This window comes from Azospirillum oryzae (assembly GCF_008364795.1).
Taxonomy (GTDB): domain Bacteria; phylum Pseudomonadota; class Alphaproteobacteria; order Azospirillales; family Azospirillaceae; genus Azospirillum; species Azospirillum oryzae.
The window spans coordinates 65,598-86,144 of the sequence record NZ_VTTM01000017.1; the positions used below are offsets into that span (position 1 = coordinate 65,598).

The 20,547-nt window shown below is 61.3% G+C and carries 21 protein-coding genes; 1 reads left to right on the forward strand and 20 read right to left on the reverse strand.

Features of this window, described 5'->3' with window-relative positions; all coding sequences use genetic code 11:
* Window positions 1-14: 14 nt before the first annotated feature.
* The 10 genes from FZ938_RS28640 to FZ938_RS28680 all read right to left on the reverse strand — a co-directional run bounded on the left by FZ938_RS28640 (window position 15) and on the right by FZ938_RS28680 (window position 7,512).
* Window positions 15-1,457, reverse strand: a complete 1,443-nt coding sequence (locus tag FZ938_RS28640) for a DUF3150 domain-containing protein (RefSeq protein WP_109154771.1) — start codon at window positions 1,455-1,457, stop codon at window positions 15-17.
* Window positions 1,458-1,570: 113 nt separating this feature from the next.
* Window positions 1,571-2,368 carry a hypothetical protein gene (locus FZ938_RS28645; protein ID WP_109154772.1) on the reverse strand — a complete coding sequence of 266 codons (798 nt, stop codon included), beginning with the start codon at window positions 2,366-2,368 and terminating at the stop codon, window positions 1,571-1,573.
* Window positions 2,368-3,318: a CbbQ/NirQ/NorQ domain-containing protein gene (locus tag FZ938_RS28650; protein WP_109154773.1), complete on the reverse strand. Its 951-nt coding sequence runs from the start codon at window positions 3,316-3,318 to the stop codon at window positions 2,368-2,370. The genes FZ938_RS28645 and FZ938_RS28650 overlap by 1 nt, the downstream gene beginning before the upstream one ends.
* Before the next feature lie 90 nt (window positions 3,319-3,408).
* Window positions 3,409-4,416 carry a YqaJ viral recombinase family nuclease gene (locus FZ938_RS28655; RefSeq protein ID WP_109154774.1) on the reverse strand — a complete coding sequence of 336 codons (1,008 nt, stop codon included), beginning with the start codon at window positions 4,414-4,416 and terminating at the stop codon, window positions 3,409-3,411.
* Window positions 4,417-4,496: 80 nt separating this feature from the next.
* Window positions 4,497-4,715 carry a hypothetical protein gene (locus tag FZ938_RS28660; RefSeq protein ID WP_136705943.1) on the reverse strand — a complete coding sequence of 73 codons (219 nt, stop codon included), beginning with the start codon at window positions 4,713-4,715 and terminating at the stop codon, window positions 4,497-4,499.
* Between the two features lie 94 nt (window positions 4,716-4,809).
* A complete protein-coding gene (bet, locus tag FZ938_RS28665; RefSeq protein ID WP_109154776.1) occupies window positions 4,810-5,964 on the reverse strand; it encodes a phage recombination protein Bet in 1,155 nt (384 codons plus the stop codon).
* Window positions 5,965-6,075: 111 nt separating this feature from the next.
* On the reverse strand, window positions 6,076-6,339 hold the full coding sequence (locus FZ938_RS28670; protein WP_109154777.1) for a hypothetical protein: 264 nt from the start codon (window positions 6,337-6,339) through the stop codon (window positions 6,076-6,078).
* Between the two features lie 94 nt (window positions 6,340-6,433).
* On the reverse strand, window positions 6,434-6,577 hold the full coding sequence (locus FZ938_RS30760) for a hypothetical protein (protein ID WP_158282502.1): 144 nt from the start codon (window positions 6,575-6,577) through the stop codon (window positions 6,434-6,436).
* A 79-nt stretch (window positions 6,578-6,656) separates the two neighbouring features.
* Window positions 6,657-7,202 (reverse strand): single-stranded DNA-binding protein, encoded by a 546-nt coding sequence (locus tag FZ938_RS28675; protein ID WP_109154790.1) that lies wholly within the window; start codon window positions 7,200-7,202, stop codon window positions 6,657-6,659.
* An 85-nt stretch (window positions 7,203-7,287) separates the two neighbouring features.
* On the reverse strand, window positions 7,288-7,512 hold the full coding sequence (locus FZ938_RS28680) for a hypothetical protein (RefSeq protein WP_136705942.1): 225 nt from the start codon (window positions 7,510-7,512) through the stop codon (window positions 7,288-7,290).
* A gap of 335 nt (window positions 7,513-7,847) precedes the next feature.
* Between FZ938_RS28680 and FZ938_RS28685 the strand changes: the two genes are divergently transcribed.
* Window positions 7,848-8,768: a DUF1845 domain-containing protein gene (locus tag FZ938_RS28685; protein ID WP_109154778.1), complete on the forward strand. Its 921-nt coding sequence runs from the start codon at window positions 7,848-7,850 to the stop codon at window positions 8,766-8,768.
* 441 nt (window positions 8,769-9,209) lie between these two features.
* Here the strand turns inward: FZ938_RS28685 and FZ938_RS28690 are convergent, their stop codons facing one another.
* The 10 genes from FZ938_RS28690 to FZ938_RS28735 all read right to left on the reverse strand — a co-directional run bounded on the left by FZ938_RS28690 (window position 9,210) and on the right by FZ938_RS28735 (window position 20,398).
* Window positions 9,210-9,398 carry a YlcI/YnfO family protein gene (locus FZ938_RS28690; protein WP_109154779.1) on the reverse strand — a complete coding sequence of 63 codons (189 nt, stop codon included), beginning with the start codon at window positions 9,396-9,398 and terminating at the stop codon, window positions 9,210-9,212.
* 515 nt (window positions 9,399-9,913) lie between these two features.
* Window positions 9,914-12,601, reverse strand: coding sequence for a conjugal transfer mating pair stabilization protein TraN (gene traN, locus FZ938_RS28695; RefSeq protein ID WP_109154780.1), 2,688 nt, complete (start codon window positions 12,599-12,601; stop codon window positions 9,914-9,916).
* 299 nt (window positions 12,602-12,900) lie between these two features.
* Window positions 12,901-13,923 (reverse strand): TraU family protein, encoded by a 1,023-nt coding sequence (locus FZ938_RS28700; RefSeq protein ID WP_109154781.1) that lies wholly within the window; start codon window positions 13,921-13,923, stop codon window positions 12,901-12,903.
* Window positions 13,923-15,053 (reverse strand): TrbC family F-type conjugative pilus assembly protein, encoded by a 1,131-nt coding sequence (locus tag FZ938_RS28705; protein WP_109154782.1) that lies wholly within the window; start codon window positions 15,051-15,053, stop codon window positions 13,923-13,925. The genes FZ938_RS28700 and FZ938_RS28705 overlap by 1 nt, the downstream gene beginning before the upstream one ends.
* Before the next feature lie 69 nt (window positions 15,054-15,122).
* Window positions 15,123-15,374: a hypothetical protein gene (locus FZ938_RS28710; protein ID WP_109154783.1), complete on the reverse strand. Its 252-nt coding sequence runs from the start codon at window positions 15,372-15,374 to the stop codon at window positions 15,123-15,125.
* Between the two features lie 118 nt (window positions 15,375-15,492).
* The gene (locus tag FZ938_RS28715; protein WP_109154784.1) at window positions 15,493-16,080 is read right to left on the reverse strand and encodes a PP2C family serine/threonine-protein phosphatase; all 588 of its coding nucleotides are present in this window, start codon (window positions 16,078-16,080) and stop codon (window positions 15,493-15,495) included.
* Between the two features lie 185 nt (window positions 16,081-16,265).
* Window positions 16,266-16,715 (reverse strand): S26 family signal peptidase, encoded by a 450-nt coding sequence (locus tag FZ938_RS28720; protein ID WP_136705941.1) that lies wholly within the window; start codon window positions 16,713-16,715, stop codon window positions 16,266-16,268.
* Window positions 16,716-16,780: 65 nt separating this feature from the next.
* Window positions 16,781-17,251, reverse strand: a complete 471-nt coding sequence (locus tag FZ938_RS28725) for a hypothetical protein (RefSeq protein WP_136705940.1) — start codon at window positions 17,249-17,251, stop codon at window positions 16,781-16,783.
* Window positions 17,223-19,673 (reverse strand): type IV secretion system protein TraC, encoded by a 2,451-nt coding sequence (gene traC, locus FZ938_RS28730; protein WP_109154787.1) that lies wholly within the window; start codon window positions 19,671-19,673, stop codon window positions 17,223-17,225. The genes FZ938_RS28725 and traC overlap by 29 nt, the downstream gene beginning before the upstream one ends.
* Entirely contained in the window at window positions 19,673-20,398 is a 726-nt protein-coding gene (locus tag FZ938_RS28735) for a DsbC family protein (protein ID WP_136705939.1), read from the reverse strand. Before FZ938_RS28735 ends, traC begins: the two co-directional genes overlap by 1 nt.
* Window positions 20,399-20,547: the final 149 nt, after the last annotated feature.

The window sequence follows — 20,547 nt, forward strand, 5'->3', positions numbered from 1 at the left end:
CCGCCTTGGGTTGCTTAGAAGAAGAAGGATTCGACAACCTCGACCGGTGCGGCCGTCGGCGGGATCATGTCAGGGAGCTTCCCGTCGTCTTCCGCCTCGTCCAGGTCGTCGGTGTCGTCCACCTCGGTTTCGACCGCCGCCTCAACAGCAGCCGGCTCCGCGTTGGGCGCGATCTCCGGTTCCTCCGGAGTTGCACTAGCCGGCGACGCAGCTTCCGCCCCCAGAGATGCCGGCTCGGCACCCGGGCGGGCATCCTGCTCTACCGGCTTCTGGTCGGCTTCCTGCGCGAGTTCAACCGTCTCCGTGACTGCCTCAACCGGTGCGGTCGGGACAGCCTCAGCGGCGACGGGTGTAACCTGACCCGCATCCTCTGCCTGTGCTGGCGTCGCAGTGTCGGAGTTGGACTCCTCGACCACTACGCCATCCGTGGCAGGAGAGGCGGCGTCATCACCATCACCGAACAAGCCGTCGAAGATGGAGAGGTCTGACGGCCCTTCAGCCATCGTTGCCTCGACCTGCGCAGGCGTGACGTGGACGACAGCCTCTGGCTCGTCCGCATCTTCCTCTTCCGGGAAGGCAGCATCAGGATCGACGATGTCCCCATCCTCGACAGATGCAAAGAGGTCGCCGAAGCCACCCGTCGCCGGGCGGCTCGCCGCGTAGGACCGGATCTTGTCGGGGTCCGACAGGATCAGGATCTTCGCGACGACCTCGTGGTAGACACCGTTCTCGATGTTGCCTTTCTCCGGAAAGCTGGCGATCAACTCGTCAATGCCAGCCACCATTGGAGCCACAGCGCCATCCAGGAAAGAAAGTCCGTCGAGCTTATCGCGCATCCGCTTGAGCGGCCCTGCGATACGCCGTGACAGGCTCTTCTCCGTCCGGGAAGCCACCGACTTCTCGTAGAGTTCATTGGCCTCCTGTGCGACCTCAGCCAAAAGCTGATTGCCCATGCGCGCAACCTCGCGGTCCAGCGAGCCGCTCTTGTCGGCCGGCGAGATCCGGAAGGTGCTGTAATCGGCCCAAAGTCGATGACTGACCGCCGAGGCGGGCTCAATGGCCCGGCGCAGCGCGTCCTCGAAGTTGGGGTGTTTGGCGATCCACTCTTCCACCTCCTTATCGTATTCGGCCAGGAAGGTGCTCTTCTCGCCGAGAAACTCCCGAACGATCTTGTCCAGAGCTTCGGTGACCGCTTCGGTCTTCTCGCGTGGGATCGCGTAGCCGCTTAGGAAGCGGATGCCAACGCTCTCCAAGAGGCGTTCCATCTGCTTCTTCAGCTTGTGGAAGACGTTGAGCCGATCAGGGTCCATGACTTTCTTGGAGCCCAGACTGGCAACGTCTTCAGAAGGCAGTTCACCACCCACGCCGAGGTTCAAATCTTCGGCCCGGAGCTTCTTGCGTCCGGTCCAGATCGTCACGCCCAGCGAGAGAATGTCAACCTTATCAAGGGTCTTCATGATGCAGCCTCGTTGTGAAACGAGGCGCGAACCCACTCCTCCCCTGGGGGCGAAGTGAACCGCGCCCCATTGGGGAAGGATGTTCTGGGTGGCAGAGCGGGCTGTAAGCCCGCTCAGAACCAATAGTCGGCTTGGCCGGTGTCGATTTGTGAGAGCTTGATCCGTTTCGGGATCAGCCCGGCATCTTCGGCAGCCGGCGTGATGAGGTCGACAGAGGATTCGAAGGTGGCGAGCAGAGCCGCCTCCTTGCGCAGGTCCTTGTCGATGGTGCCACCGTCCGCCTTGACCACGTTGACCGTCACGTCCGCAGACGCGACCATACGCATGGTCAGGAGAAACAGGAGGGCGCCGACGCCGTTGGCCCGCCGCAGCGACCCCGCGTGCCGCACCCTCCCGATGCCGGTGTGGCCGTCGAATGCCGGCGTCCAGCCCTCAATCACCGGAACCCCGGTCGGGATACCCTCACGGGTGCTCCACCGGCATTCATAGTGATCGGAGAGCCTGCCCACGGCCACCTCCATCACCTCAAAAAGCCGCTGCCAGGAGACAGCGGTGATTTCGAAGAAGATGTCGGCGTCCTTCATGGTGGCCGGTCTCGACGTAACCTCCTCAGCCGCGGGGATTTCCGCAGCCGGGTTGCTTTGCAGATCGGTGGCCTTACCGTCGGCGCCGAAGGTGCAAGTGCCCAGGATCTCATAACCCTGTTCAGTCTGCTCCCACAGTCGCCGACGACCCTCCGCCGCCGCGCCGCTGGATTTCCAGGACGACTTGGCGATGGGCTTTTTCTGCATGGCCTGTCCGGTCTTGCCGAAGCGCACGAACAAGTCTCCGCCGATCACGGCAACAGCCCAATCCTTGGAGGTGCCGTCGGAGCGGTTATACCGCGCCAACAGCCAGCGCTCGCCCGCCATCAATTAGCCTCCCAGAGATCGCCGAAGACATCGGCTGCGATCTGGTGGATCGCCTGCCGCTGCTCAGGTTCCGCCCGGTTGCTGAAGGCTCGCTCGAGAGCAAAGCCGACCGCGTTGGGAGCCCCCTTGAAGGCGACCGTCAGCCGTGCCCACCGCACGAGAGAGCGGGTGGACATGGTGAGGGAAAGCTCGGAGCCACCGTCCTCGCCGCCCAGGAACAGGCGACGGATGTCGTTAGCGACCTTGATCATGTTTTCCCGGATAGCCTGCGGCACCTTCGGCGCCACGCGCTCCAAGATTGATTCCTCGATGTCCGGCTCCAGATAGCCCACGCTGATGAAGCGGAAGCGATCCAGAAAGGCGGGATCGAGAACCTGGATGCTGGTGGCGTAAAGGCCCGAAGCATCACCCGACCCCATGCTGTTCGCCGTGACGAACAGCCGGAACTTCGGGTGGGCATGGATCACCTCGTTGGTCTCGGGGATCACCAGTGGCGATCCTTCCAAGATATCGTTGAGACCGACCAGCTCGCCGGCATCGCCGCGGTCAGCCTCGTTGATGACGAGAGCGTAGCCGTGGGTCATGCAGACGGGCAGCGGCCCGTGAACAAATTTCGTCTGCCCGCCGACGATGGCCTGATGACCAACGAGATCGGCGAACTCGCGACGCTTATGCCAGGAAAAGCACATGGTCGGCCAGTTCAGGCGCGAGAGCGTCTGGGTGACGATGGACGTCTTGCCAGCTCCGTACGGGCCACCGATCCACATGGCATCTCCCATAGGATCGGCAGCAAAGGCAAGGATGTCCCGCAGCTTGATGCGATCGAAAACGTAGAGATCGTCCCGCTTCGGGATGAGAGGGTTCGTATCGTCGGCAAAGCCCTCGACCGTAAACTGCGGCGGGGCCTTCGGCTGATCGAACGTGTCGCGAACGCTGAAGTTCTTAAACATGATGCACCTTTTCTTGGGGAAGTCGGGGCGCACCATGCCCCGGAGGGGAGCATGTCTGCGCCCCAGGTGGGGATGAACTTGTGTTGCGAACTACGCAGCCGCGGCTACGACCGGGCCCACGCTTTGGGTGCCTGTTGGCTTCGCCTTCTTGACACTCACCTTGACGCTCTCTGAGGAGGCGCTACGGAATTTGTCCAAATCGGCGTCGCTGACGGCAACCTTGTGATGCTCCAGGAGGGCCGTATAATCGACCCGCCCCTTGGAGATGTAACGGGTGATAAGGATGCCCGATGCTTCAGCTTGGGCGAACTGCCCCATCTGCTTGATCAGCCGCTCCTTAGCGTTGTCCTGCTTCAGGGTCAGTGTCGCGATCTCAGCCTTGAGGGCGTCGATCTTCGCAGCAGCATCTCGGTACTCCATCGCTGCAACTTCCCACTCCTGCTTTTCCTCATCGGACGCTGGGGAGTAGGTGTCGCGGGAAGGATCCTTCTTCGGCTCCTTGCCGGCGTTCACCGCCCCCATGAAGGCCTCTGCCCTCTGAAGCATGTCGGCGATGAATGCCTCGTCCCGGTCGACACGAAATTCGACGGCTTCGTCAACGACGAGGCTGCCATCTTCCTTCTCGATCACGCGACCAAACACCAGATAGCCGTGGTCCGTGCCGGACACGAAAATCTGAGCCTGCACTTGGCAGGAATAGAGGCGAAAAGCAGTCGCGTCCTCGCGGAGCGCCACCACCTCATCGAACACCGAGTCCGACGGGGCCTTGAGTTCGACGGGGATTCCGTCATCGGTCAGGCCGTCGAAGCTGGCGCGGATGATCGGATGGTCCGCTTCGGCGCAGGCGGGAAAAAGCATGGTGTCATGCTTCGCCTCGAACCACGCGCGAACAGCGGGCTCGCACCGCTTGCCATGAGCGACGAACATGTTGCCGCTCAAATCCTCCGGAGGAACCTTGCCTGCCTTCTCCGCCCACAGGCGCCAAGGCGTCTTGTAGGGGCTAATGCCGAGGACCACGGCAATGTCGGAAGCCGACACGCCTTGATCGCGCCATGCCAGCCATTCGGCCGAGCCCTGGCGAAGGTTGACGATCTTCATGATGCACCTCTGCAAGGGCGGAGGCGCACGTCTCCCCGGTCGGGGGCGTCGTGCGCCCCAGCGGGGATTTTCGTCGTGAATTACGCTAGCCGGTCTGGCCCCATGTCCCGGTTCCGGAACGGGGGCGAATAGCGAGCTAAGTGCTCGTCCGGCAGCGAACGGATCGCGGTCACGCCGGCCGATCGCAACGCCGCGGTAGCCATCGCGGTGATATCCTCGAAGGTGAAGACTTGCGTCGTGGCCTTCCAGCCCAACGCCCTGCCCTTCACTGCCTCCGGCTTTCTGATCTTGCTGAGCATGCTGCTCTCCTCCGGGGCAAGCCCCGGCCAGGGTGTCATCTTTCCCGCGCTGGGCGCTTGCGCACCCCGGAACAGGAATGGACGTGGACAGCGCCTACACGGCCTCTTTCATGGCGGCGGCAGTCGCGACCGCTTCCGCCTGGGCCAGATCGACTTCGGCCTGAGCGTACTCGAAGTCGAGGTCGCTCAGCTTTCCGTCGTTGCGGAGCTTCGACAGGTAGTCCTTCGCTCCTGTCCAGGCGCCGGCGGCACCGGCACGCTGGATCAGCTCCGTCGTGGAAGCTCGCACCTTGTCAGACACGGACTGGGAGCGCTCGGCCTGCCGTAGGACATACTTGGCATAAGCCAAGTCGTTGTCCTTCAGGCGCTCTGCGGCATACCCGATGGCCGTTTCCCAGGCACCATTGGGAAGCGCACGGCGCACCAGCTTTCCGATCAGCTCCTTCACCTCGACGCCGACCTGAAGCAGATCGGGCTTCGGTTCCGGAACCGGCTGACCGCCAAGGACCTCTCCCGTTTTCGGGTCGATGTCCATGACGGTCGCGGACTGCGGCACGCCACGCTTGGAGCGGCGTGGGATGTCAGCCTCGTCGGCCTCGATCACCTTGCCATCCATCTCCTCTGCACTGTAGCCGCCGCATTCCTCGGGGAAGGCGGCGCGTAGCGCATCGGCTTTGGCGCACTTGGCGAGTTGGCCCTTTGGCCGCTTCACCCACATGTCCGTGGGGAGGACGCCCCGAGCACCTTTCCGGGAGTAGGTCTCCATCCAGTAAACCTTCCCGGTGAAAGGGCACCGGACACCGCCAACAAGGCGGTACACGGTGACCGTGCACCATTCAGGGAACTTGAGGGTAACCGTCACAGTCTTTTTCGAGCCACGTGGACCGTCTTCATCGTTCACCTCCGCGGTGAACGTCTCCGTGATCTCCGGCCCGTAGATCGGGGCGTCGACACCGGCGAACTCGCCCGTTCGGGCAGCCGTGGTCTGCACCTCGTTGATGCCCGGCCAAACCGTCTCCACGTACTTCCGCAATGCGGAGCTCCACATGGGCACGATCGACACGGGGCGCTTCATGATGTCGAGCTTGCGGGCTTGGCAGTAGGCCACCGCGAGCAAGATGCCCTCAGCGGTCTTGGCGGACGGGAAGGTGGATTCCACCAGTACCCGCCAAGTCTGCTCATTGACCCCGTAGCTCTTTGCTTCCACCGGATACGCGATCCGCGGTTGCAGCGAAATGACTTCGCCCATCTTTCTGTCCCTCTCAGATGAATGAGAAGGCGCCACTTCCCCCTGAGGGGCGAGCGGCGCCCCCTATTGGGTTGTGACGGTCAGTTCAGGTCAGCGCGAGACGTCGTTGTCCTAATTGGACGAAGACGGAGCCTCGGCGGCCGGCTTTGGCCGGAACGGCTCGCACGGATCGGGTTCCCCCGGCTTGCGAGCCACGTAGCCGACGCCCATCGCTTCGGCATCGCATTTGGTCCTGAGCAGCAGGTTTTCCTGTGCCTTCCGGAGTGTGTCCGCCTCCCCCAGCGCAAACAGGAAGCCTGCGACAAGGTAGATCGCGTAGAGCGCGATCATGGCGAGCACGAAAGCCTTCAGGACGGGTTTGAAGATCTCGGTCATGGTTTTGCGCCTCCTAGCGCAATGCTGCAGAGGCACACTCCACGCCCCACGTTGGGACGAGCAAGTGCGCCCCAGTGGGAAGGAGTAGAGCGGATCAGCGGTTGTCGCTGAGCCGCGCAGTCATCGTCATCTGCTCCTGTTCGGCGGTCTTAATGATCGCGTACAGGCCTTGGTGGACAGTCACCCCAGCCATAGCGGCCACGATAACGCCGAAGACGATGTTCTGGAGAACCCGCATGTGCACCTCCACATCGGAGGGCACGGCATTCCCCTCAGGGACGCTAGGCCGCGCCCTTAACTTAGAACCGCGGGCAAAATTAGAACGGGATTTGGTCCCATCCATCATCCCCAGCGGCACTGCCTTGGCTGCGGTTTGCCGAGCTCTGGGATCGCGAACGATCCTGTCTGCCCTTCCGGTCGGAACCACCTGGACGACCGGCGGCACCTTGGCGATCAGAACCACCCTGGTGGTCGGGCTCGCCGGCGGCACGCGCGCCATTGACCGAGCCGTTGCTACGACTGTTGCCAGCGCTGTTGTCGGATTCCCGACCCTGACCCTGACCGCCGTGCAGGTCGAGCTCACTCACGCGAACGGTGAGGGCCTTGTCCTTGCTGCCGTCGCGCCGCTCGAATTCACGAAGCGTGACTTCGCCAGCAATGGACACTTCCCTGCCCTTCTTGAGGAGGGCGGCGAGTTTCTCAGCTCGCGTCCCCCACATTGAGCAATCGACCCATTGTGTCGTCTTGTTCTCTCCGTAGCCAATATCGTTGGCGACCGGAAAGCTGAGGACTTTTTCGCCGCCCTGCGTGGTGCGCAGTTCGGCGTCGCGGCCCAAACGACCATTGAAATGCCAGATGTTCATGATGCACCTCATCCTATTCAGGTTGCGATGCACGGAACTCCTCCCCTGCCCAGGGTGGAGACTTGTCCGTGCTGGTTGGGGAAGGTCAGGCTTCGAGATAAGGGCGGATCACCGCCGGTACCGCATGAACGGTCTCGGTGTGCAGCCCCGTGTTGATCGCATCCGAAGGCACGGCCAATCGGCGAAGAGCGGAGTGGGCAGTGCGCCATGGATAGCGACCCGCTCGGTAGCCGGCGTAAACGTCGGCCGCCAGGCTAAGTTTGAGCTCGGAGGACTGGACGCCCTCAAAAGCACAGAGATCAAGGGACATGATGCGCCCTCATTCCATGAGGATGAAGGAGGCGCGTCCCGACCCCACGCGGGGAGGGAGAAGCCTCCCTCTTGGTGGGAACACGCTCGGCGGCAAACCGGCGAGCTACATGCTGGTTGTTTTAGGACCCCAACTAGGTCCCCAGCTGAAGCCGGACACTTTGGCATCGCTGCATCAAGCAAGCGGCGCTAAGTGTAGCCAATGTAACGCTCCGACGCTGGGAGCGATAGGGCAGAAAGACGCCGATTTTGCGCGTCTTTCAAAGGCGCGAAAAAGCTCATTGGTTGATTAGGGTGTGGAGCACAGGTCCACCACTCCCCGGAGTATTCATCACCATGGAAAACGCCGACCAGCAGCCGGCACAGTCGGTTGCGTCGATCCAGTCCCATCCGGCCCGAAACTCGGAGGACACCTCGAACGGTAAGGCCCCGCGCCGTCCCGCCGGGGCCGGCCGGCAGCCCGGGAAGGGCCGCGTCTCCACCCGCGCACCGCGGACACACGCCGACTACTCCACGCCGGTCCTGCACAAGACGCTAGTGCTGAAGAGCCACCAGGCGCAGCAGGTGGAATCCCGAATCCTCGCGACCACGATGTCTTCGATGTACATCACCGAGGTCGTGCTGCGCATCATCGGCGATTCCAAGGAAGCCGAAGCGGTATCAGAGATCATCAACAGCAACCTGAAGGACGAGGAGGAAGCGCTCCGCGCCACCCTCGCCCAGCTTGAGCAGGTGCGCACGTCGAACATGATCGACGTCGTGCCGGAGTACTCGAAGCCGATCTCCAAGCCTCTCGAGGTCAGCTCGCCGCAGGCCATGCGCTTCCTCATGCTCCTGGAAGGCTACGACAAGCTCATCGGGGTGGTGGATAGCCTGTGGTTCGCCGGCGTGATGGATGGCAAGCAGAAGGCCACGGCAACTTGGGAGTGGCAGCGCCGCCTCGTCCGTCTCGGCAACAGCGTCATCGCCTTGGAGCGCCGCGCTCGCGCCGCCGCTGTTCGCAAGAACAAGGGCGAGGAGGTCAGCAAGGTTGTCGGCGACACGGAAACGGCCACGGTGTCTGACAACGACGCGGGGGAGAGCCGGCAGAAACGCGCCCCCAAGAGCACGGGCACGGCGCCGGCCCTACAGTCGGAGGACAACGCGGCATCTGGTCCCGCTCCGGTGGCGGCCGCCATGGCGGCAGTTGCGGCGACGGAACCAACGGGCGCCGGTGTGATCTCCGCCGCGAAGATCGCCGCAGCTCCCGCCGAGTGATTGCGTCGATCGCGACGCACCAGTCCGACGATCCGAAAAGAGGGAGCCACCGAGTTGGCTCCCTCTTTTCATGGGCGCTGCCCAGACATAGCGTTCGCTCATAATCAGGTTCAGCGTCTTGCGTGGACGTTAAGCGAGAACTCTCTGACAGCCTCGCTCCTGACGCGGTTGGGCCTTGCGCTGCTGGTCGGGCGCCAATATGGTTTGAATGCCCTCTCGCAGGGTAGTGTGTTGGGGAACACACTTTTTATGATGCACCTTGGGAGGGCGTGGTCTTCGGACCACGCCTTTCTCGATTCCAGGCGCGGCATCCCAGCAGACTAAACGCCGCAGCTGGATGAGCGGCGGCTCCAAGCGAACAAGGAACGTGCCGCCGCTCCCGCAGGTCCAGTCGCTAAGCAGCTGCCGTGCCCGCCGCGAGGGTAACGGGAAAGCGGACGTCTAAGCATCGGCCGCGCTGGAGGCAGGCGCGGAGCGTTTCCGTTCTCGGCGAGACAGCTCTTTTTCGACCGCATCCCGCACAAAGTCGGCCCGATCCTCACCTTCGGTGAGGACACGCTTAATCCGCTCGAAGGTCCCTTCGGCGAAACGGGCAACCATGTCCTCGATGTACTTTTTGGGGCGGGCCATGCCACGCCTTTTCGGGGATATCTCTGATTTCGTCAAGGCGATATCTCTTTCGTCCAGTTAATGAGATATCTTTCAAGTCGGTTAACAGATATCTCTTAAAGACGGATAACAGATATCTGTTATTTTGGCAAGAACGTTGGGCTGCCGAACCGCGGCAGGTAGTCACGAACAAATGGCACCGCCGATCTGAGGCTGTTGCTAACATCGCCGTCTGCGACGGCTTCCCAGGCCAGGATTGGCGCCATTCCCGCAGCGGGGCCGCCGATAAGGCGCTGATTGCCACGACCAGCAGCACCCATGTCTGGCGTCGGCCGGCGCCGGCCTGGAGCGGTATTGCGGCATTCGGGCCGCCTGCAGCTCAGAGCCGCATGCTGGGGATGGCGGCTTTCATAACCGCCATCCCCATGGCACTTACCAAGAGGGGTGAACCCGACCAGGATCACGCCGAGTTTGGTTCTCTGGTGAGGAGATGGCAGCTCGGTGACCGATGCGGACTGGAGCTGTACGCCTCCTGTTTAATTCCCGGGGAGAGGCCTAGACTTTAGTTCGGTCGTCGCGTCCTTGCGCGCCTTGTCCACGTTGATGCCACCGATCCGTTCCTTTGCCCGCTGACTGGAATCCATCCGTGTACCAACATTCAAGCTGCTCCCAGCACCAGTGAGCTTTTCAACGCTCACGTTTGAGTCCGTCGGTAGATGCCCAGTTTCGGCAAGCAATCCCAGCCACTCGTCTAGATTGACCTTTGACCAGTCGACGAGCTGAATTTCATCAGTCGTGATGCCACGGCAATCCGGATCCTTTGGAGTGCCCCAGGACAAACCGATCTGCGGTCGCACCTGTTCCTGAATGATCCTTGACAATGGCGAGTTAAAGCAGCAGTAAGACTCCCTCTTCTCAATACAGACGCCCGCCACCTTACTATTACAGTAGCTACCGACTTGGTGGCAGTTTTTGAGTTGCTTCTGCGCATTAAGCTCGAATTCTTCCTTCTCGCACGCCCAGATGATCTTTATCAGGATCATTACGATCTGGTAGACGGTATAGGCAATCATTACCCAGCCGAGTACCGACCCGATAATCGCTTGGCCGCCGCCCAACTGCAGGGGCCCCTGCGCAGTGCCACCTACGAACGCTGACCCGCCAGTTTCTGCGACCGAAAAGAGGCTGTTGGCTGCCGCGTCACCGAACACCTGAGCGGTCCAGTCGCCGACCTTGTTTAATAAGGTCTGTTGGATGGAGCCGATGAGCGTCTTCGACGCAGCGTCCGATGCGACGCTTTCCGTGCCACCCCATATGTTCTCCCAACCCTGGACGAAGGGCTTGTTAAGCTCAGTCCAGGCGCTATCAATTGGCCCGGTTAGCGTCTCGTAAGCTCCACGTATGGCATTGCTCTTGTCCAGGGCGGATACCGCGCTGTCCAGCTTGCCGACAGCCAGAATCAGCGAAATATAATCGCCGAGAGACACGGTAGACGTTGATGCGCAGCAATCGACGATGCCGCCGACCGCTTTTTTGCAAGACTGCGCCTTCCCTTTGAAGACCGTACAATTGCGGTTGGCCTCAATTGTATCCTCGTTGCACTCAGCATCCATAGCCATGAAGCGGGCGGCCGACAATGTGGCCGCAGCTCGCGCGAAGTCGTCGCTCAGTTCGGCCTGCGGGTTCACGCAGTCGGTGCCCATGCATCGGATTGGTCCAGGGCAACTTGTTTCGGTGCTGCGGGTCACGGTTGGAACCGTTGCCGAGTGCCCACAATCCCACTGCTCCTCCATCACGTAGCAGGCGCCGGACGTTCCTTGCGCCCCCTGCACGCAACTCGACTTGATAAAGCCGCAAGCTGGATTCGCCTCATAGCTCGCGCATGAGGCCATGTTTTCGCCGCTGGTTTTCGGACATTGCTGCTGGCCTTGCGCATCAACCCAACAGTCCATCTGGCCCTTGTAAAAGTCGCATGTGGCATTGATGCTCGCCTTGCGACACATCGGGGATAAGCCCGGATGGATGGGTACCATGTCGGATTCGCACAGCTTGATCCCGTCAATGACCGCGCATCCATCGGCGTCCAAAGTTGGCATGTCCAAGCACTGATAGGTGCCCTTGCAGAATTTGTCGGCTAGGCCCTTGGTCGACCGTTCGCAATCCGGCGGGGAATATTCGTCCACAGCTAGCACCTTCTTGGGGTCATAAATGACCTTGAGACGAGCATAGCCTTCCCCTTTGCCCGTGACAGATGTCCGAGTACGAAATTCCAATGGCCCCTTGGTCTTGAAATAGCTGGTCACATCGACGCTAAGGTTTCTCTGCCAACTTACCCCGTTTTCGCAGTTACCGACAGTTTCCGGCGGGAAATTACTATCGGGACCGGACCACACTTTCTGACCCTTCATGAGGATCTGCATGTAATCGTCCCACTTGGCGTAGTCGACAGTCGCCGAGATCACCGCATCGGGATTGAAAACGTCAACCTCAATTGCCTCCTCGAAGATCGTGCAGTTTCCCTGCCAGTAGTTGTCACCAACAGTGCCGATCCAGATGTAGAGGCAACCGTCGCCGCATGAGGCTAGATTAAGAGGACCAGATTTGTGATTGATGATGCCTGCTTTATAGGTATGCTGAAGAGTGCAGTTCCGGCTCTCGTCCGTTATGCGCTCGCAAGTCTTATAGTCCGGGATATGAGCCGCAAAGGACCCCTTGCTGAAAGTTGTCGAGGATTTGCAGTCCTGGAAATCGGCTGGCAGATTATTCCAAGTGAAGTCGGATTTAGCCCAGAGTGGGTCATTATCGAGGTTCGGTCTTGTCACGTTGGCCGAGCCCACCAGGGTCCGGTAGGCTTCGCCGGTGCGGCTCTCCTCAGTCTTCAGACGCTTGTGGGCCTCTGTGCCAGCGTCCCGCATGGCATTGTCGTTGCCATATAGCGCTTGGGTGGTGTCGGCATTCTGGCCGCTTGAGCCAGGGAACATATCGCCCGATGAGAGCGACAGCGGCTTCGAGGAGTTGGGCCAAAGGGTGACCTGCCCATTCGGCTGGGCAGAAAAAAGGTCATTCACGTTCGGAATGGAGCCGCCTACCGCCCGTCCGGCAGCAGCGCCGCTGGCGATGGGGTCCGCGGCCAGAGCAATCGCGCCAGTCTGCACGGTCACCAGCGCGGATACGACTATGGCCGCGATCGGCTGGGCGAGCCAAGACGTGCGTAGCAGTTTCATGGGGGTCTCACGCAGACGAAGAACGAGGCGGAAGCGGCGAAATGCCACGGGAATTTCCGCCTTCAGTTATCGCCTATCGCAAACGTCCCTCGCGCCGCTGAAAGACGCGCGTTTTCAGCGTCTTTCGTCGCCTCATGATCGAACTGAACGCTCAGGTCTGCGTTACCTTTGGCGCACCTTTGCTTGAGGCGGCCAACTCAGCCACATACCAATCGACTGGGCATCCCAGAATAGGTTCTGAAGCAGTAGAACTGCCACTTACCAATCAGAGAAACATGCATTTCATCGGTTGCATCCGCCTACATAAAAGAAGAACAGCAGTCGACCCAGCGCCAAAGTATAAACATTGAGTCCTCTCCTATTGCCGGGATTTGCTTTCCCATTCCCCAACGCCAATCGGACTCACCGGTAACATGATCACTTCGTGCCTCGGGCAACGGGAAGAACATACTCCAGCGATATTGAGATTTTGGGAACATGGGGTCGATACGTCCGCCGCACAGGGCGTCGTCCCCCATGGTCCGCCAGGAGAGCCCCCGGCGATGCGCCACCGCAATAGACCGAGCGGCCAGGAGGTTAGTGTTCTCCGCCAACGAGCCAAGGGCGTCATCCCAGCCCGAAAAGGGATAGATCGACGTGCTCCAAGCTCCCGCACACCAGAACATCTTCGTGATCGGCCGCCCAGCTGTTGCGGCGGCAGCGTCCGCCACGCACGCGGACTGCGTGATGGGATCGGCAACGGCCGCCGCCTCCGGCTGAGTGAAGAACGCTAGCTCCGAGTTGTTCCAGGTCGGGTCTAGCTCGGAGATCATCATGAGATCGAAGTCGAAGAAGCCATCGCTGACGCAGTTGTTGTCAACGAACAGGTCAAGCATGATGAGCAATGGAAAGGCGTATGTGTGATAGTGATAAAAAGCGCTGTCCCCATAGTCGAGCTCCGAGTTCCCCTTTGTGCCCTGCATGCGCCGTGAGATGGGCAACGTGATGCCCCCGAGCGCCATCGAACATCCAGGCTTGCGCACCAGCTCCACAATTCTCGCCGGCTGCCACATGGAGATCGTCAGGCCCGGCTTCGGCAATCCAGCCCGGTCGCTGCACAGGCACAGCGCCTTCTTCGTGGCTCCTTCCGGCACACGACTGCTCCCACCGCCCAAGGGGATGCCCGCCACCTTGATGGGGAAGATGCAGCCCCAGCAAATGTCGGTGAGCAACTTCCCCGAGAACAGTTCGGAGTTTTGGCAAGCAGGGTCGGCCACGGCAGACGACAAGGGGCTTGCAATGAGCCCGAGGGCCAAAGCGGCAGCGGCGAAAAGGCGGCGCATCAGGGCTTGCCCTTCTCTGGAGGAATTTCGGTGACGACGAACGCGCGCCCATCGGACTCGATGAGCGATGGCACGCGCTCCAACTTGAAGCGGGATTTGATGTCGGGGGTCAGCAGATAGACCGGACCATCAACACGCTGCTCCAGCTTGTCGAGACCCTCCCAACTACCGTCTCGGTCCATGGCCGTCATGACCAACGTGACGCGCCGCCTACCCTGCACCTCGGCAGCGAGCTTGGCAGCTATTCCCACTTGGCCAGGAGAGCGGGCGTCGAAGACGACCAGCCGCTGTGTGAAGGGTAGTTTATCGAGTGGGTTGATCCGGCGTCCAACTTCAACGAGGACGCGCCCCTGAGCATCGGTGATCGGCTTCGTGACCACGACCGTCGGATCGATAGAGCGCACCCGCCTTTCGGTTGCCTCCGGCAGCTCGTCGAACCGCGCCTTCTTCCAGAATTCATCGCGGGCGCGGCGCTTGTAGCCCTCAAGGTCGAAGTCTTTGGCCTTTGCCTGCAGCACCTCGATCAGATCGGGCTCTACCACCTCAACTGTGGGGCCGAGAACGCCAAGATCACCAGTTGCGCCCTCCCTTACCTTGTCGACGATGAACTCCGGAGAAGTAAGGCCGGTGGCATGGGCGAGCACATTCGCGCCGTCCATGTAGGCGACCACTGGTGCCGCTGTAACGGACAGGTCCCGGAAGACCGTAGGATCGATGATCACGTTCGGCAGCGGGTCCATGTCCCGCAGCATGGCGTGAAGCCGCCGGACGCCCTGCCCGAATGTCTCACCTGGCAGAACGCCCCTGAAGAGCACCTGCACGTCTTCGCGACCGGCGACGCTTTGGAAGAGTTCCTTCAGCGCTGCATCTCCCAGCGCCCAAGATGCGAGGACCTTCACCCGCAGGCCATCGTCGCGCGGAGGTTGCCCGGCGGCGGGCCCAGCGTCTGGCATGGACATCTGGCGTTCGGCGGCATCCTTGCCATAGAGCCACGCCGGTGGCGGCTGCGTGACTGCCTGCTGCTTGATACGCTGCGCCCTCTCCACGATGGCTCGGATCTCATCGTTGCTCGCGACTGCTGGCGTGGCCAGGACGGTCGCGCCAAGGAGCAACAGGGCGAAGCTGCGCATGGATGGTCCTGAATGTGTGGGGATGTTGAAACGGCCGCCGCGGTCAGGTGGGGCGGCGGCACCAGCAGGTCACTGCTTGCGCATGCTGGTCGGCGTGCTACCGCTCAGTCCCAGATAAACCAGAACTCCAACCGCGGCGATCACGGCTACGATGGCGGGCGGCGCCACAGCCCCAAAGGCGACTGGAAGCTCGGTGCTCTCTGTTCCCGTCCAGATCAGGTCTGCCCAAAAAAACAGGCCGGCCACGACCATGGCGGCAACGACAAAGGAGCCGACAAGTGTGAAGGCGAAGCCAAGCAAGGTAATGGTTTTTGCGAGCATCGGACTCTCGAGAGCATCGGGAAAGGGTTCCCGTCCAAGGCCCCCAAGACTACCGCTATCCGCGATCGATCCGCGCCACCGAAAGACGCTGGAAATCGTCGCCTTTCGGCAGCGCCCGCTATGGCGATGGCAGGATGACGATAACCGACAGATCGTCGGTGAGCTGGCCCCACCGGCTCTGAACCGCAGATGCCAGCGCGGCTGCAGGGCTCCGGCCCTGTGACAGCTTCAGGAGCGCCAAAGCGTTTTCCGGCCAGAGGTAGCGCCAGAGCCCATCCGAGCCGATCACAATCGGATCGGTGCTGGCACCAATCACGCAAGGAGAGGGATCGGTTATTCCGGCGCCTACCCTCTGGTTCCGCTCGCCCCCTGAAATCTCAACCGGGCCGTCCTCATCTCTCGACCACGCTTCGGAATCCCCTACCCTCACAAAGGTCAGCCGACCTCCGCCAAGGTAGCCGAGAATGGCCGTCGTGCTCCCATCGTCAGCCTTGTGCAGGGCAGCGTCAGCGGCGACGAGAATTGCCGCAAGGTCATGCCCGGTAGGAGGCGTCTCCATGGCTTTCACCGCTCTCTGGACCGTCCCCAGCAGAAGGCGCGGAGCCCGGCACCCACGAGCACCGGCGCCATCAGCCAGAAGCAGCACAAGGCCATCTGGCGCCGGTAAGCAGGCCGCGATGTCGTCAGCAAAGGCAGCGCCGGTCATCGGACGGACACACACGGTCACGGCGCATCGATCGGTTCGATGCTGCGCATCCGTTGGCGGATCGGCGGGAAAAGGAGCACTTGGGCCGTGAGTAGGGCTCGCCAGCGGTTCTCCGCGCACCGGAGCCGCCGTCGGGGTAAGACGCCGAAGAAGCGCGAGCATATGGGACCTCTTTGGACGGCGGGTCAGAAGAGGCGGTAAGCCCGTCCCACGATCTGGGCGACAGGCAGCTCACCCCAATACCGGCTATCGAAAGAGTCGATAGTCCGGCCCATCACCCAGATTGCTCCAGGCGACACCACCAGCTCACGAGCGAAGTCACCTGCCTGCCGGCCTAGGGTGCGTGCAAGGGCCAGCCCCTCGCCCACTTTGGCTCCATTAACGGTGACGGCCGCCTCGCCGACGGCGACGTGATCGCCAGGCACACCGTCAGCCACTTTGACCATCGTCGTGCCGTTCTTGAAGTAGGGCGTGAGCCCATTCGCCGCGAAGGCCACGAGTTGTCCGCGCTCAATGTTCTTGTCCCAGCGATCGATCAGCACCACCCGGGTGTCCGGCAGGCACCGGGAGATTTGCGGGTCGATTCCGATACGGTACCGGTCGGTCACATAGGCGCCGGCGGCGTAGAGCGCCACCAGCAACGCTCCTGCCTTCAAGGCGAAGCGGCCCCACGGCTCCCGCCGGCGTGCGGCGGCGCCTGTCACTTCCTCTTCTCCTGGCCGCCTGCTTGCGGTGCTGGTGGCGAGTCCGACTTGGCGGCAGCTGGCATCATCATCGCCCCGTCCGGGGCCGCGAGCACCGACTGGCCGTCCAGCACGATGTAGCCATCTTCCTGAAGGCGGCGAATGTCACCGCGGACCCGCCCCATCGCCATTTCTATAGCTTCGGCCGGCTGCCCCTTCAGGGCCGTCGCCATTTTCGTGAAGTCGACAACGATGACAGGGGGACGGGCTGCGACCTCCGCTTCTAGAAGCGCCACTCGATGCCCCATCCCGAGGTAGGCGACACCGACGCTCACCACCACGGTAAGCACGAAGCGGAGCACACCGTCGAGAATGTCCGGCTTGCGGTAGGCGCTCTGGCGCTCCACTGGAGACGGAGAAGACACTCCCTCAGTTCCGGTGCTGGAGGCGGCCTGTGCGTCAGGCGGCGGAACGGCGGTTTCCACCATTTCTCTCCTCGATAAGCATGTAAACTGCATCCCGAACCGGTACGCCCTGCGCACTCAGACGCTTAATGGCGTTTACTTCCTCGGCCTTTGTCGAGTAGATCAGCTGGCGGAACGGATCGACGATGAGCCGCCCTATGCCGCAGCCGTACGACGTGATGGCAAAGATCTCCGAGTACTCGCCCGGGACTGTGTGGACGGTTTTCAGCAGTTCATAGCCACCCTCGGTGAGCGGCAACCGGCTCTCTTTCTTCAGCGCGTCAATCGCCTCTGGCTTCTGACCCAGTAGGTACATATTCGCGCTGTTCTCAACGATGGCCCGGCCGGTCGGCGCTGCGTAGAGGTCACCGACACCTTGCGTGATGGTTACGGCCGCGCCACCGTATTTCCGGAAACGGCGGTAGCCATGCTCAATGAACTTGGCAACGTCACCCTGCATGAGCAGGTCCCATGCCTCGTCGATAATCACGAGCTTCGGACGATCGCGTTCGCCGAGGTACATTTCCTGCTGAATTTGGTAAATCAGCTGCAGAAGGACGACCTGCTGGAGGTGCTTGCGCCCCTTCAACTCTTCGAGTTCCAGCACGGTAAACCGATTGTTGAACGCAACGTTGTTCTTGCCGTTGAAGTATTTCCCGTACTGACCGCTTCTGGAAAAACTGTAGAGCTGATGCCCGAGATCACTGATGCGATTGTCTTCGCGTGCCTCCCCTTCTCGCAGAAACCACTCGATCATGTCGTCCACGACCATCTGGTTCCCTTTGGCCTCCCATGTTTCGTGCAGCGCCCGTTTCATTTCCTGGGTCTGCAGATCACTGAGGCCTTCGGTCGGAGCAGCCATAGCGGCGAGAAGACCAACGAGAACATCCTCCTGATCCTCGAAGTCTTCACCATCTTCGATCGCTTGAATCAACTCGAAAGGATTCAAGCAGATCGGGGTGCCTTTGCCAAAGTGTATGAAGTCACCATCAAGCAGTTCACACAATTTTTCATAGGATCGGCCAACGTCAATCACCCATACGCGCCCGCCCATCGAGAGCGTTGACGAAATTAGCTCGTTGGTCAGAAACGACTTACCGGAGCCACTCTGCGCCGCAATAGTCGTGTTGTAGTTTGATGTGCTGTCGTACAAGGACAGTGACATCAGCTGGCCGTTGCGGCTGATGAGATTGAGGACCGGCGTGCCCGTGCCTCGCCAATCACCGAACACTGGCAAAAGCGGCACCGCCTGACGCGTGGCCATGGTTTTGTAGCGGAATAGCTCTTTGATTGCCTTCTTCTCCGCACCAAACGGCAGAGCGTTCAGAAAGATCGGGAGGCAGAAGAACTTGTCGGGCAGCAGGTTGTAGCCCATCTCGCCCCAATAGGCCTGAGCGGTCGATACAGCGCCCGTGGCGGCGTCGTCATCGTCAGCAAACAGGGTCATGGAGAGGCTGAGACGGCAGGTTCGGTCACCGTCGTCCAGCGCCTCGAACAGGACATCGAAGTCGTCCTTCCTGTGCGCCAGCTTCGGCACGAAGATGCGCATACGGCCGATGGCCTGGTTGGTCGCCCATTGACGCTTCGTTGAAAGACCCGCCTTAGCTTTCTGCGGGTCCGGATAATGGAGGCTGGCGCTGATCATAAAGGGAACGCGAATGCCACGAATCCCTTCCCACATATCTCCGATGAAGTTTGCCGCCTGCCCGAAATAGATGCGCTGCGGAAAGCGCTTAATCGACAGCGTGCGAACGCGGGTTTCGCCGAGCGACAAGCCCTTTGCGTTCACCTTCAGGTCGGTCTGGTAGTCGAACACCTGATCGCGCAGCAGCTTGTCGGTTTCGATTTCGCTGGTTCCATCCAGGCGCCAGGAGGCATCCTTGCCCTGGTTGATGAGCGGCACCATCACGTCGAGCCATGCCTGCGACGTAAGGGGAGTTGGCGAGAGGCCCACCGTCTCGAGGCTCTTCTGCACCGTCACCTTCTGCTCGCTGGCCCGGTCCAGCTCAGCCTGGGTGGGTTCATTGCCGGACAGCGGAAGTTTGACCGTGACGAGAAGCTGGATGTCACGGACGCGTAGCCCGCTGCGCTTCTCCACAGGGTCATTGACGCCGGCCGTCAGGAACTTTGCGCGTTGCTCAACCGTCTCCAGCAGCAGCGGGTCTTCTTGTCCGGCCCGGAGTTGGCGCATGTGGAACAGGGGCGGCTGAATGTTCTGCGAACCGAGCAGAATGAACTGGAGGATGGTGTCGGTCGGCCACGCATCCTTTAGCATCACGTTGAGGCGTTCGGCCGCCTTAGGATCGCCAGCGGTGAGCGGCCGGCACATGAACCCGAAGCCGATGGTTTGGTCCGCGCAGTAGAAGATCTCGCTTTCAGGCTCGTAGGCGAGCGGCATCAACAGCTCGCCGCATCGATCGGACTTGTAGCGTTGGTTCAGGGGCATCAGATGCGGCCCTCCAGCCAGCTGTCGAGGTCCTGGGGAAGCCCACCCTTGGTGCGGCCGTCCGGCGCGATCATGAAGGGAACCCCCTTCACACCGACAAGCTGCGCCGTCACCAGTCGCTTCTGGATGGGCAGCAGGTTGCAGTTTTCGTTCTGCGGCAGGCTGTCGCGGATTGGCCCGGCCATGAGCGCTGCAAGCGCCGCGGCCGGATCGGTCGCGCAGGACACCATCCGCGTCAGCCGCTCGCTTTCCTGGCCGAGGACGGGAACGACGATGACCTGGAATGTGTACTTGCCTGCCAGCGCGGGCATTTGCTGCAAGATGCCGTGGCAGTAGGGGCACTTGGGGTCGACAAAGATCGTCACTTCCTTCGAGCCGGTACCGTAGCGGAATGCGCCCAACTCGGCCGGCGTCACACCCAGTTTGGAGAGCTGGACGCGGCTCGCGTTGTCGCGGAGGTCGGCCAGGTTGTTCACCCGCTTTCCAGTCCAAGTGTCGTAAAGGTCGCCGCGCAGCACATAGCGGCCATTGTCGGAGATAAAGGCCATCCCGGGAAAGCCTTCGCCTTCAACGGCAGTAAAGCCTCCGGAGGGGAGCTTTTCCATTGCCGTGATCCCGGCCGTCAAGGCGTTGCGGTTGATCTGCGCCTCGGTCTCGGCCGAGGCCGGGCCCAAGCTGCAGGACAGGGCCAGAAGAGCGACCAAAAGTCCGAGTGCGACGCGCACGGTAATCCTCCAAGTGCAGAGAAATTCTGGCTCGGAGGCTACTCATTTCGGCGGTTTCTTCGCGCCGTCGAAAGACGCCTGAAATCAGCGTCTTTCTCAGGCGTGACCAGACTTGACAACATGCGCAGATGATTGCGCGAGAGGCCACA